10 protein-coding genes and 1 pseudogene are annotated in these 13,297 nt (G+C 57.4%); 1 reads left to right on the top strand and 10 read right to left on the bottom strand.

Annotated features, from left to right (window positions below; genetic code table 11):
* Positions 1-56: 56 nt before the first annotated feature.
* The 4 genes and pseudogenes from mukB to cmoM all read right to left on the bottom strand — a co-directional run bounded on the left by mukB (position 57) and on the right by cmoM (position 7,297).
* Positions 57-4,507, bottom strand: a pseudogene (mukB, locus tag ACWYRJ_RS14815) (chromosome partition protein MukB).
* Positions 4,507-5,211, bottom strand: a complete 705-nt coding sequence (mukE, locus tag ACWYRJ_RS14810) for a chromosome partition protein MukE (RefSeq protein ID WP_008499954.1) — start codon at positions 5,209-5,211, stop codon at positions 4,507-4,509. The pseudogene mukB and the gene mukE overlap by 1 nt, the downstream one beginning before the upstream one ends.
* The gene (mukF, locus tag ACWYRJ_RS14805; protein ID WP_041910621.1) at positions 5,192-6,514 is read right to left on the bottom strand and encodes a chromosome partition protein MukF; all 1,323 of its coding nucleotides are present in this window, start codon (positions 6,512-6,514) and stop codon (positions 5,192-5,194) included. Before mukF ends, mukE begins: the two co-directional genes overlap by 20 nt.
* A gap of 3 nt (positions 6,515-6,517) precedes the next feature.
* Entirely contained in the window at positions 6,518-7,297 is a 780-nt protein-coding gene (cmoM, locus tag ACWYRJ_RS14800) for a tRNA uridine 5-oxyacetic acid(34) methyltransferase CmoM (protein WP_023311004.1), read from the bottom strand.
* A 124-nt stretch (positions 7,298-7,421) separates the two neighbouring features.
* Here cmoM and elyC point away from each other — a divergent pair, with 124 nt between their 5' ends.
* Positions 7,422-8,201 carry an envelope biogenesis factor ElyC gene (elyC, locus tag ACWYRJ_RS14795; RefSeq protein WP_063408037.1) on the top strand — a complete coding sequence of 260 codons (780 nt, stop codon included), beginning with the start codon at positions 7,422-7,424 and terminating at the stop codon, positions 8,199-8,201.
* On the opposite strand, the gene ACWYRJ_RS14790 is transcribed toward elyC, so the two are convergent.
* From ACWYRJ_RS14790 to ACWYRJ_RS14765, 6 genes are all read right to left on the bottom strand, one after another.
* Entirely contained in the window at positions 8,178-9,071 is an 894-nt protein-coding gene (locus ACWYRJ_RS14790; protein ID WP_111964561.1) for a YcbJ family phosphotransferase, read from the bottom strand. The genes elyC and ACWYRJ_RS14790 overlap by 24 nt on opposite strands.
* Before the next feature lie 142 nt (positions 9,072-9,213).
* Complete coding sequence (kdsB, locus tag ACWYRJ_RS14785) at positions 9,214-9,960, bottom strand: 3-deoxy-manno-octulosonate cytidylyltransferase (RefSeq protein ID WP_008499959.1); 747 nt, start codon at positions 9,958-9,960, stop codon at positions 9,214-9,216.
* The gene (ycaR, locus tag ACWYRJ_RS14780; protein WP_014069589.1) at positions 9,957-10,139 is read right to left on the bottom strand and encodes a protein YcaR; all 183 of its coding nucleotides are present in this window, start codon (positions 10,137-10,139) and stop codon (positions 9,957-9,959) included. The genes kdsB and ycaR overlap by 4 nt, the downstream gene beginning before the upstream one ends.
* A gap of 45 nt (positions 10,140-10,184) precedes the next feature.
* A complete protein-coding gene (locus ACWYRJ_RS14775) occupies positions 10,185-11,414 on the bottom strand; it encodes a winged helix-turn-helix domain-containing protein (protein WP_455508173.1) in 1,230 nt (409 codons plus the stop codon).
* A 44-nt stretch (positions 11,415-11,458) separates the two neighbouring features.
* Positions 11,459-12,436 (bottom strand): tetraacyldisaccharide 4'-kinase, encoded by a 978-nt coding sequence (gene lpxK / locus ACWYRJ_RS14770; protein ID WP_133294100.1) that lies wholly within the window; start codon positions 12,434-12,436, stop codon positions 11,459-11,461.
* Positions 12,433-13,297, bottom strand: an 865-nt coding sequence (locus ACWYRJ_RS14765) for an ATP-binding cassette domain-containing protein (RefSeq protein WP_455508172.1), incomplete at its 5' end; no start/stop codon positions are given. The genes lpxK and ACWYRJ_RS14765, both read right to left, overlap by 4 nt.

Raw genomic sequence — 13,297 nt, 5'->3', positions numbered from 1 at the left:
CAAGTTAAGTTTAAAAAAAAGCGGCGCCAGGGCGCCGCTTCGGGTCAGAAGACGCTTCAGGAAGCGTCCGCCGTGGTTTCAGGCAATGATTCTGGCGGCTGCGGTGCAAAGCCACGCAGCCCAACAACGTGAACGTGTTCGCTGTTCTGGAACACTTTACGCACCAGCTTGTAGGTTGTCCCTTTTTCGGGACTGATGTTCTCAGGTGCCGCAATGATGAGCTGCATATCGAGACGTTCGCAAAGCTCAAAAAGCGTGGCAATGGAGCGCGCATCAAGACGCGCAGCCTCATCAAGGAACAGCAGTCGGCATGGGGAGATGTCTTTGCCGCGCAGGCGGCGCGCTTCGTCTTCCCAGCTCTGTACCACCATCACCAGAATTGACATACCGGTACCGATCGCTTCACCGGTAGAGAGCGCTCCGGATTCCGCACGCAGCCAGCCGTCTGAGCCACGGTTTACCTCAACTTCCATTTCCAGATAGTTTCGGTAGTCCAGCAGCTCTTCACCGATGGTTTGCGGCGTACGCTGTCCCATATCAATCTGCGGGTTCAGGCGCTGATATAGCTTCGCCAGCGCTTCGGAGAAGGTCAGACGGTTACTGTTAACAGATCCTGATGCTGCTCGTGCTGCTCAGAAAGCACTTCCAGCAGGGTGGCATGCGCTTCACGCACGTTAACGTTGAGGCGCACGCTGTTCACCTGACCAAACGACACGCTCTGCAGCCCCTGGTTGAGCTGGCGGATACGGTTCTGCTCGCGCTGAATGGTTTTACGAATAATGTTCGCCACGCTGCGGGAGCTGATTGCCAGCTTCTGCTCGCGGGAGGTCAGCTCTTCCGTCAGACGGCACAGCTCGATTTCCATCTGTTCGATGGCTTCGACCGGATCGTCAGTACGGATGATGTCCTGGCGAATACGCTCGCGCAGGTGCTGGTAAACCGCCACGAAGAACTGGATTTTACGTTCAGGACGTTTCGGATCCTCAGACATACGCAGGACATCGCGCAGGTGTTCGTTATCCGCCACCGCCAGACGCAGGGCACCCAACGCCTTATCCGACATGGAACGCAGCTCATCGGCGGAGAGATATGCCAGCTCGCGACGGTGCAGACGACGCTCGACGTTATTGTCTTTCACCATGCGCATCACCGCGCACCAGCCCGCCTTGGCGGTCACGACCTGCTCACGCATTTCATGATAATCACGTTCCAGCTTGCGCAGGCGACGGGTCAGGTTATCCATTTCCGCTTCGCAGAAGGTCAGCGCTTTTTCCAGCTGATTACGACGAGCGCGGTTATTGCTGAGCTGCGAATGCAGTTCGTCACGACGGATACGCGCGCGCTCTTCTGCCCCGCTATCGGCACGAACGCCGATGTCCTGAAGCTCTTTCTGCAGATCGTTTAACAGCTCTTTCTTGGTGTCGAAGGAGCTTTTCAGCGAGGCCAGCACCTGGTTGTACTGGTTCAGCTGAGCGGAGTGGCTGCGCATTGCTTCGCGGGCGCGAGTACGTTCCGCTTCAGCCTGCTCAAGGCGCTGACGCAGCTTTTCGTTCAGGTCACTGTTACCGCTCAGCATTTCCGCCGAATCGGAGTAACCGAAGTGGGCGCGACGCTGCACCACCTCCGTCAGGGCAAACGCCTGCTGACGCGCCTCGCGCTGCACCTGCTGCGACCAGGCATAGTCTTCTTTCAACTGCTCAAACTGTTCCGGGTCGCTCTGCAGGACAGACACGACCGGCTCCAGCTTCGCCAGCTGATTACCGTGCTGCTGCACGAAGCGCGCAGCTTCCTGCGCTTCATCCAGACGCTCCTGGATCTCGTCCACGCGATCGGCCAGGGTGTCATCCGCCAGCAGATTCAGGCGCGGCAGAATGCGGTTAAGGGCAGCAACCCCCTCTTTGGCCTGTTCAAACTGAACTCGACTCTGCTGGTTATCACTTTCATGGCTGGCAATCGCACGTTCAAGCTCGCCACGGCGGGTATTGAGCTTGCGGATTTCGGCTTCCGGATCCGCGTCAAATGCCACGGCGAGATGGCTGCCGATAAAGCGGCTGAACGCCTGGTGCAGGCGCTGGGTTTTCTGCACGTCAAACGACAGGGTCGCAAAACGTTCCGACAGCGTTTCACGCTCGGCGTGCAGGCTTTCGATGCGGCTTTCGCGCGCGGCGCGGCCAAACAGCGGCAGCTCAGGGAAGCGGGAATAGCGCCACTGACGGTCGGCGATTTTCACCACCACCGCTTTTTCCAGCTCGTCGACGCTGAATACGCTGTCATCGAACGACTGCGGATCCCCTTCGATCAGGTAGAGATCTTCCGGACAATCTTCCAGGCCGGCAAGCTGCTCAGAAATCAGCGACAGATCCGGGACCACTATCGCGTTGCGGGATGGACCGTACAGCGCGGAGAAGTACGGGGCATCATCAAGACCTACGTCGTCATAAATCTCGGACAGCAGCACGCCGCCAAAACGCTCGGCGAGTGCATTCAAGCGCGGATCTTCTGACCCGCCCGGCTGGCTTAAGCGTTCAATTTCTTCGTCGACGTCACGCTTGCGCGCGCCCACTTCATCACGCTCAACAATAGCTTCGCGCTCGCGCTCCAGCAGCTGCTGCAGGTATTCTGTCACTTCCTGGCTGGATTCGAACTGCTCGCCGCACTGTTCGCTGAGCTGGTTCAGGCTGCTTTGAGCCGCCAGCCAGACCGGCGCACGCTGCAGAAGCGCTTGCGAACGGGACTGAAGCTGCTCCAGCTCCTGACGCAGAGTCATACGCTGTTCGCTGGCGCTGGAGACCGTGTCTGAAAGCGCAGCGATACGCGCTTCCAGCTCCTGATGCAGGGCCTCAAGCTCGTCGAAATCGTAATTTTTTCCCTGACGCTTGCAGAATTCCGCCAGCAGACGCTCGGCTTCCTGCTGCTCGCGCAGGCGCTGCTCCAGCTCGTTCAGACGCATACGCAGCGGCTGAACCTGCTCGGCCAGATGGCGCTGGTTCACGCCGTCGCGCAGCAGCTCACGGGCAACGTCCCAGGCTTCGCTACGCGCCAGCGGGCCGTTAATCGCAACGACTAGCTGATAAGCCTGCTCAAATTGGCTGTGCGCCGTTTGCGCGACGCTCATTTTCTGTTCGAGGGACAGCAGTTTTTCGGTGGCTTCCTGCTCTTTGGCCTGGAAGGTATCCAGCCACTCGTCGGCGCTTTCCGGCGTCAGGTCAGGCAGATGGCACAGCTCTTTCGCGCGCTGCAATGCCTGCAATGCCTGGGTGTACTGAATCGCGCGCGTCTGCTGCACGTCCAGCGCCTGCTGGTAATCGGCAAGCTGGCTTTTCAGCTCATCCACTTCCAGCTCGGCGGCTTCGGCGCGGGCTTCGTTCTCTTCCTGCATGTCGGCGGCTTCGGCCACCACTTCATTTTGCTCTTCGAGACGGATCTGCAGCTCGTCGAGGTCCGCTTCATAGCGCTCGATTTTTTCCTGCTGACGCAGCGCGGTTTGCACCAGGTTCAGGTGATCGCTGGCGGCCTGGTAGTCGGCTTCCAGGTCGCCCTCGGCACCGTTGTGCTCACCGAGTTCGCGCGCCATTTCGACGTGCTTGTACTGCTCGGCCACCAGCTGTTTACGGGAGGTAAACAGCTCGCGACGGTATTCTAATGCCTGATCGAGGTGGACGCGGCGCTCGTTGGCGTGGCGCATGTAGTCCGCCGCCACGTAGTTGGTGGCTTCGCTGATCAGGTGTTTAAACAGGTCACGATCGGACTGGGTAACGCGAATCGCTTCCAGCGTCATACGGTTTTCACGCAGCGCCGCTTCCATATCCTGGAAGGCCTTACGCACCCCGCTGTTTTCCGGCAGCAGGTAGTCGCGCAGGGAGCGGGTAATCGCGCTGGAGATACCGCCGTACAAGGACGCTTCGATCAGGCGGTAGTATTTGCTACGGTCTGATGCGGTGCGCAGACGACGCGCCACCACGCCCAGATCGAACATGAGCGAGTGGTAGTCGGTAATCGAGTTGAACTGCTTGAACTGCACGCCTTCAATGGCTTCCAGTTTATCCTTCAGCTCCTGCAGCGTCAGCACGCGCGCCTGGCGTTCATTCAGGGTTTCCGTCAGCAGCGCCGTCGGCTGCACGGAGGTCGGCAAGCCCTGAATCGCAAACGGCTTGATATCCACTTTACGGTCACGGCCGGCGACCTGCTGCAGGCGCACGCCCACGACTACACGCTGATGGCGGGAGTTAATGACGTCCAGAACCGAATAACAGACGCCGGCCTTCAGCTTACCGTGCAGACCTTTATCACGGGAGCCGCTTGTTGCTCCCGCTTCGGTGGTGTTACGGAAGTGAAGCAGCGTAAGGTCAGGGATCAGCGCCGTGACAAAGGCCGCCATGGTGGTGGATTTACCCGCCCCGTTACCGCCGGAGAGCGTCGTGACCAGCTCATCCAGATCGAACGTTCGGGCAAAGAAGCCGTTCCAGTTAATCAGCGTCAGTGAGCGAAATTTACCGCGTTCAATCATTACTCTTCCTCCCCGCTATCCGGCAGATTCTCTTCATGCTCATCATTGAGCTGCAAATGGTTTTCCACCGGCATCGCTTCACCGTCGCGGATCATGCGAAGCTGCGCTTCACGCGCGTCATCGCCCGCACGCACGTCGGCGCCGAAGCGGAAGACAGATTCCGTAATGCGGAATTTGCTGCTGTCGTGGCCCATAAACCAGACCATTCCCAGACGACGCAGACGGTTCAGGGAAGAGCGAACCTTTTCCTGTAATTTCTGACGGTCAAGATCCGAACCCGTGGAACGGTTGTTCACCAGCTTGAGCAGCTTGCTCTCATCTGCCAGCGTCAACAGCTCGTCGTAAAGTTCCTGCTGGGTGAAGATTCCTTCATTCGCCAGACGTTCCGGGCTGAGGTAGAGGTAGCAAAGAATTTTGCCGACCATCATATCCAGCTCGGAGAGCACGGAACGCGGAATCAGCGTCGTGGAGCGCGGGCGCAGGTAGAAAAACCCTTCCGGCGCGCGGATAAGCTCCACGTTGTAGCGCGCGTAAAACTCTTCCAGGTACTCCTGGAAGTCCATCAAAAAGGCGTGATTATCCAGCTCGTCTAAGCCAATGTGACGACCGGCACGCAGCTGGCTGTCCAGCGCCGGAAATAACGGATTCGCCAGCGCCTGTGCCAGCTTAACCGGCATCACTTGTTCAATATTTGTCAATGACATGCGCCTGTACCTTGGCTCCGTAATCGTTAATTGGCTGCCACTTCGGCGGCAGTCCGGTGAAATCTGCTTGCGCGATACCCAGGCGCACCGCCTGGTCTACCACAATGCGGGCAACGTCGAAGTGGCGCGCACGAGGATATTGCGCCAGATAGTCGCGCACCACGAGTCCAAGATCCAGCGGAGCTTGTCTGGTTTTGTAGACCGCGAGCTGTTCTTCGATCATCGCCGCAAGCTGCTCGCGAATTTCGTTAAATTCTTCGTATTCCAGATCCGGCGGCAGTTCACCGGTCACCTCTTCATCGCGCAGCGCCATCTCTTCGTCACGCATATCCAGCAGACGATCGGCATTGGCATAGGTCAACGCCCACGGCGCATCGAAATAGGTCTGTACCGACTGACGCAGACGCTGAGCAAAGACGCGGTTTTTATCCATATCGATCGCGGTACGGATAAATTTATGCACGTGTCGGTCATAGCCGATCCACAGGTCGATCGACTGCTGGCCCCAGCTGATAATACGGTCGAGTTTGCTCTGCAGGTCGAACACCAGACGGTCAATAAAGTGCAGATCGTCGTGCGCCAGGGTCGCATCCTGGATGCGCAGAAGGTTCGCCTGAAGCTTATCCCCTGCCGCTTCCAGCGTATCCTGGAGCTCACGCAGCGTGCCGGAGGTTTCTGACAGCAGAAGTTCGCAGCTGGAGATGGCCGCTCGCCAGTCTTTATTCAGCAGCTGCGCGATATCGTCTTTCACCTGCTGCTGCTGCTCGTCCATCAGTCGCTGGGTGAGATCGATACTATCGAAAATCTCGGCCACCGAATATTTCAGCGGCGCGTAGACGTTACGGTGCCAGTGGAATTCGTCACCGTTTTCATCCGCCGCGTCGGCGGCGCGCTTAAGCTCACCCGCCACGATCGAGAGCTGCATGGAAAGACGCAGCGTGGAAAATTCACGCTGGCGGATATAATAATCGGTGATGCCGATGCCCAGTGGCGTCAGACGATAGATGGCGTTTCCTTCCGCCTGCTCGCTGGTAAAGCGGTTCAGCAGACGTTGACGCACCATATCGTTGATTGCGTTGTTGGCACGCACGCTAATGGTTTCGCTGGTTTGCTCAAACGCATCACTGACATGGCGGAACGCATCCACCAGTTCACCCTCGCTCATTTCACCATCCAGCCGTTCGCCGTTCAGCGTGGCAACCGCCAGCAGGAAAGAGAGTCTGTCTACCGGCAGCGAGATGGAGAAATCGTTTTTCCTGGCCCAGGCAACCAGTTCGGGGACTGTCTGGGAAAATTCACTCATAGGTTATCCTTGCATCTGCGGCTTGTGCGCGGTGACGTGAATATAGCGGCCAAGGCTGATAAAAGGCTCCTGACGGCAATACCGCGTTTCTAATTCTGTTAAGGTGTCAAAACAGTCACGCTGTTTGTGTTTTTCACGCAGATAATCATGAAACACCCTGACGCCCGTCTTCCCGACTATCTGCCAGCCAATCGCTTCCAGCCAGCCATAAACCTGCTGTGGATCGCGCGGATAGTCCGGGGAAAGCGTGCGCTTTTTCTTTTTGGGCATCCCGACCTGAACATAGTCGAAGTTTCCTGCAACCATGTTGTGCATCAGAAAGCCGTTAGCATTGTAGAACATCAGCGACAGCGTGCCGCCCGGGCGCAACATCGACCACAGGGTTTGTAACACGCTTTGCGGATCGGCAACCCACTCCAGCACCGCATGAAACAATATCAGATCAACCTGGGTTTCCAAATGCTGTGCGATGTCCTGAGCGGCGCATTGTATAAAATGCATGTTGTCGCTCACACCTTTCTCTTCTGCCGCACGCGTCGCCCGGGCGACCATTTCAGCAGAAAGATCGCAAAGCGTGACGTGATGACCGCGTTCAGCCATTTTTATGGCCGTCTGCCCTTCACCGCCACCGGCGTCCAGCACGCGCAACGTTTGACCACCGAACGTAGCCAGAATAGTGTCCAGATCCTGCCAGAGGATCGTCTGACGGAGCTGCCCTTTCGTGGTGCCATAAATGTTGCGCGAAAACTTTTCCGCGATGTCATCAAAATTGCGATCCCGCATTGGGAGAGTTCCACTCGCTAACTGCAAAACCGCTATTTTGTCACACCCGCGCGGAGAATGAACCTCTCTGGTGTAATATCACGGGTAATCACCTGCTATATGGTCAAAAAAGGAACCAAAAAGGATGCTTTTTACCCTTAAGAAATACATTGGAGGGATGATGCTTCCCCTTCCGCTGCTGCTCATCATCATCGCGCTGGGGCTGGCGCTGGTGTGGTTCAGTCGCTTTCAGAAAAGTGGCAAAACGCTTATCACGCTCGGCTGGTTAGTCTTGCTGCTGTTAAGCCTGCAACCGGTCGCGGATGGTCTGCTACGCCCCATAGAAAACAAGTACCCGACATGGCAGGGAAAGCAGAAAGTGGCGTACATCGTGGTGCTGGGCGGCGGATATACCTGGGATCCTGACTGGGCCCCCAGTTCAAACCTGATCAACAACAGCCTGCCGCGGCTGAACGAAGGTATTCGCCTCTGGCTGGCGAATCCGGGATCAAGAATGATCTTCACCGGCGCGGCGGCCAAAACGAACCCGGTGAGCACGGCTGAAGCGGGCGCCAGGGTCGCGGAATCGCTCGGCGTACCGCGTTCTTCAATAATCACTCTCGACAGCCCAAAAGATACCGAAGAAGAGGCTGCCGCTGTGAAGCAGGCGATTGGCGATGCCCCGTTCTTACTGGTGACCTCCGCCTCACACCTGCCGCGCGCGATGATTTTCTTTGAGAAGCAAGGCCTGCACCCGCTTCCCGCGCCGGCAAACCAGATGGCCGTCGACGCGCCGCTCAACCCGTGGGAGCGGGCTATCCCCTCCCCGGCGTGGCTGATGCATAGCGACCGCGTCGGCTATGAGACGCTTGGACGCCTCTGGCAGTGGCTGAAAGGATCGTCAGGCGAGCCAGGGCAACAGTGATTTTGTTGCCAGATCGAAGTTTGCGCGATTAAAACGTCCGGTGTTCACCAGCTGCGCGACTTCGTCCCAGAGCAGGTACAGCCAGCGCCGCCAGAGAAATGCTTCCGCAACAGGGGCGCGCTGAAGGTAATGCCACAGTAAACCTTCCGCCGCCCCGCTGTCGCTGAGCCTGAAGAGCTCATATTCGCGCGGAGCCCAGAGCATGATCCCCGGCCCGAGCATCGCCAGAAGCTGATCGCTGCGGGCATCTTTGAGCATGCTGCGCAGGGTGAAATTACCGTGGATCAAAACGCAGTTGTCATTAAAACCGTCGAACAGTGCCGGTAGGCACTCGCGGGTGCGAAACAGAATGCGTTTGTCCTGCATGGTTAAACCGGTATTGTTGAACTGGTTAAGCGTCCCCCAGAGCACTTCCACCCGCTGGCGGTACCACTGCGGCCACAGGTTTTCCTGAGTGCTGTCGACCGGACCAACAAGCCCGCGGCTATCCTGACGGTGCCAGGCCAGCAGCGCCTCGACAATCTGGTCTTTTAACTGCTCCCAACGTTCCGGCGTGCGCGCAGGCGCTTCAACGGACACACCGCGTAAACGCTCAATCAGCAGCACGTCCGGGCCGGGGTGTTCCTCGTGGGTCATTACGCCGTACACCGTCGGCATACGGACGGTCCCCTCCCGCGCCAGCATCGACATTTTCCATGCAAGCTGCCTGGCAACTCCCGGCGAGGTGAAACTTCTGGCCATCAGCGGCATTGGGTTGCCCTGACTGTCATACAATGACCAAAGCGCGGTATCGGCCTTTTCACTCACGCATTCGACCCGGCTTAATTTCTCACCCAGCAGATGGCTAAGTTCGGCACGCAGCTGTTCCATATGAGATTACCCCCATTAAGACTACTGCTTTTATAATGAGCGTCCTTAATGAAGTTGTCACCCGGAAGAGATCAATCAGGAAAAAGAAAGTGAAAAATAAAGCGGAGAGTGCATCCCTCACTGAGGAGAGATGCCGGTAAGATTAACGCAATTCGGCTCGAACGCGCTCAAGATCTTCAGGGGTGTCTACGCCCGTGCCGGGAACTTCCTCAGCAACGGCAACGTGAATTTTCTCGCCATACCAGAGCACGCGAAGCTGTTCCAGCATTTCGATATGCTCCAGCGGGCTCGGCGCCCAGGCCACATAGCGACGAATAAAGCCGGCGCGATAGCCGTAGATCCCTATATGGCGCAGGAAAGTATCACCAATGGTCTCTTTAGAAAGCGCAAAGCGATCGCGATCCCACGGAATCGTAGCTCGGGAGAAATAGAGCGCATAGCCTTCCGCATCCATGACGACCTTCACCGCATTCGGATTGAATGCCTCTTCAGCGTGGTGAATGGGTACCGCCAGCGTGGCCATTCCGACCTGACGCTGGGCCAGGTTTTCGGCCACCTGACGGATAATCACCGCTGGGATCATCGGCTCGTCACCCTGCACGTTTACGATGACCGTATCATCACTGAAACCACATTTCTCAACCACTTCCGCCAGACGTTCGGTGCCGGACTGGTGATCGGCGCGGGTCATGCATACCTCACCGCCTGCTGCCTCAACCGCACGGGCGACGTCAGGATGGTCGGTAGCAACAATCACGCGATCGGCACCGGATTCACGCGCGCGTTCAAGAACATGCACAATCATCGGCTTGCCGTTGATATCCACCAGCGGTTTACCCGGCAGACGCGTTGAGGCATAACGCGCAGGGATAATGACAACAAAACTCATGGTTTGCTCTCTTCTGCTACCAGGGAGCGGGATTCATTTTCCAGCAGTACCGGAATGCCGTCACGCAGCGGGAAAGCCAGGCTGTCCAGCTTGCAGATCAGCTCCTGTTTGTCCTGGCTATAGTAGAGTTTGCCGTTGCATACCGGGCAGGCAATAATTTCAAGTAAACGGTGATCCATAGTTCCTCCGTATGGGTAATAGCTAAAGCTTAACACATTCCCTTTTCAGGGCGTGCCTGTTTCCCAGCCACTTCGACAGGATGTAAACAATCCATCAGGTACCCGGCCCAGCGTCACGTCGCGGGCACCCTGCCAGCGCGCGAATTCGCTAATGGCGGACGTTAACCCTTTTTCCAGGCTCGCCGTCACCCTGACGCCTTCTTGCAGATAAAGCGCAATGATTTCAAGCGTTCCGGTCTTGCGGTGCATTTTGGCATCCATACGCCCGACCAGTTGCCCCTTGTGCAGCAGCGGTAAAACAAAATAGCCGTACTGGCGCTTTGGAGCCGGGGTATAACATTCCAGCCGGTAGCTAAAATCGAACAGCTGCTCGGCGCGTTTTCTGTCCCAGACGACCGGGTCGAAAGGCGACAGCACCGCACTGTGGGTTGCCTGAAGTTTCTCCTCCAGGGCCAGAGGCAGTAGCGGGAGGAGATCCGCATGCAGCCACATTTCGCCCAGCGTTTCCACCGTGACGGGGATGATGCGCTGTTCGCGTTGCCAGATGTCCAACAGCGGTTTCAGCGCGGGCTGGCGAAGGCGGTAATAGTCTGCCAGCCATTGGGGGCGGAAAATCCCTAGGCTGCGGGCGCTGTTCTCCAGCATGATGGCCTCGGCAGTCTCCTGAGTAAGCAGGTCACGCTCGTCGTCCCAGTGCGGCATCACGCGATGCGTCAGGTCGTAGACGCGCTGAAAATTACGCCGCTCAATCACCATGACTTTACCTGAGGTGAACAGCCCTTCGAGATGACGTTTGTGCGGCTTCCACTCCCACCAGCCGCTGGTGCCTTTGCGCGGGTGTTCAAAATCGGCGGAACGTACGGGACCGTTATCCTGAATATGCGCGATGAGCTGCTCAATTTCAGCGGCATGTTCCTGCATCCACGCCTGTCGGTATTTCCAGCCCATCTTTTCCGGCGAGAGCATGCGGTGACGAACCAGGGCAAAATCGCTGCGGGGCAGAAAGCAGGCTTCGTGCGCCCAGTACTCCATTAACTCCCCCTTGCTTAGCGCTTCATCCAGCCACTGCAAAGGATAATTCCCCAGTCGACTAAAAAGGACCAGGTAAGGGCTACGGGCCACAATGTTAATGGTGTCGATTTGAAGCAGCGACATGCGCTGGACGGTAGAGAGAATATCGGCAGGCTGTGCGCGGCGGCGGGGCTTTTTGAGCAGCCCCTGCGCGGCAAGGTGTAAATGACGTGCGGCTGAAAGCGAGAGTTGCGGTAATGACATGCGTTTTCCTGTCAGTCTAAGCGCCACCGGAACCGCGTAAGCCTTTACTGCACCAACGCAATCAGTTCCTGGAGCAAGTGTTCCGGCTGCTCGCCGCTGAGTTCAGCGTCAACCGGCAGATACCACCAGTTATCTTTCGCAAAGGCACGGCATTTTACCGCATCTTTTTCGGTCATGATCAGCGACTGTCCGGGCAAAGTCAGGGCGTCAACCTGCCCTTCCACCAGCGCCTGGTGGTCGGCCAGCGGAACGCGTTTTTCAAGCCGGGCACCACACTGTTCCAGCGTCGCGAAGAAGCGCGGGGGATGACCAATTCCCGCCATCGCCACCGGTGAAGGTAGTTCAGCAACCGACCGGCGTTCACCCGTCGCCAGGTTGACCGCCAGACCCGGCTGCAGGTGCATCGGGATTTCACCCGATTTTGCCTCTCCACCGTTCACAATCACCGCATCAACGGACTTCAGTCGCGAAGCACGTTCACGCATAGGGCCGGCAGGCAGCCACCAGCCGTTACCAAAACGGCGAACACCGTCGATGACCACGATCTCTTTATCACGCGCCAGGGCATAGTGCTGCAAGCCATCGTCAGTGATGATGATTTGTACCGCCTGTTCGGCAAGCAGTGCCTGAACGGCGTCGCTGCGCACCGGAGAGACCGCAACCGGCGCGCCGGTACGCTGGAAAATCAATACCGGTTCATCACCCGCTTCGGCTGTCGTGGTTTCCGCCGTCAGCAGCAGCGGATAACGCGCCGCTTTGCCACCATATCCGCGCGATACCACCCCTGGGCGGATGCCGCGTTTTTGCAATTGCTCCACCAGCCAGATCACCACCGGCGTTTTACCGTTGCCCCCTGCCGTAAGATTACCGACAACCACAACCGGCACCGGCGCGCGCCAGGCACGCTTCAGCCCCAGACGGTAAAGCAGACGGATAATTCCGCTTACCAGGCCGTATAGCCAGGATAGCGGCAAAAGCAGCAGCCACAGCGGGTTCTCACCGGACCAGATACGTGCAATCATTCGCCAAACTGCATCTTATGAAGCTGGGCGTAAACGCCGCGGTGCTCCAGCAGGTCAGCATGGCTTCCGCGTTCAACAATGATACCGTCCTCAACCACGACGATTTCGTCAGCCTGCTCGATAGTCGACAGACGGTGTGCAATCACCAGCGAGGTACGATTCTTTTGCAGCTCATCCAGCGCAGACTGAATAGCACGTTCTGATTCCGTATCCAGCGCAGAGGTCGCTTCGTCCAGAATCAGAATCGGGCTATCGCGCAACAGCGCACGCGCAATGGCGATACGCTGACGCTGACCGCCGGAGAGCAGTACCCCGTTTTCACCGATTATCGTATCCAGGCCGTTATCCATCTTATTGATAAAGTCCATTGCGTAGGCCATACGCGCGGCGTTCTCAATCTGCTCGCGGCTGTACTCATCAGTGCGCGCGTAAGCGATGTTGTTGGCGACCGTATCGTTAAACAGATGCACGTTCTGAGAAACCAGAGCAACCTGGTTACGCAGCGACTGAAGGGTATACTCCCGCAGGTCATGCCCGTCTAACAGGATCTCACCTTCGTTAATATCGTAAAAACGGGTGATCAGACTGGCAATGGTCGATTTACCCGAGCCAGAACGGCCTACCAGAGCCACGGTTTTACCCGCCGAAATGGACAGGTTGATATTACGCAGGGCCGGCGTTTCGCGGCCAGGGTAGGTAAAGGTCACATTGCGAAACTCAACGTCGCCGTTTGCACGCTCAATGACGCGCTTACCTTCATCTTTTTCCTGCTCGGAATCCAGAATGCTGAACAGGGTCTGACAGGCCGCCATCCCACGCTGGAACTGGGCGTTGACGTTTGTCAGGGATTTCAGCGGACGC

The sequence above is a fragment of the Enterobacter sp. genome (assembly GCF_977039595.1).
Note: the sequence above shows the minus strand (reverse complement) of the source record. Positions and strands in the feature narration are given on the sequence as shown.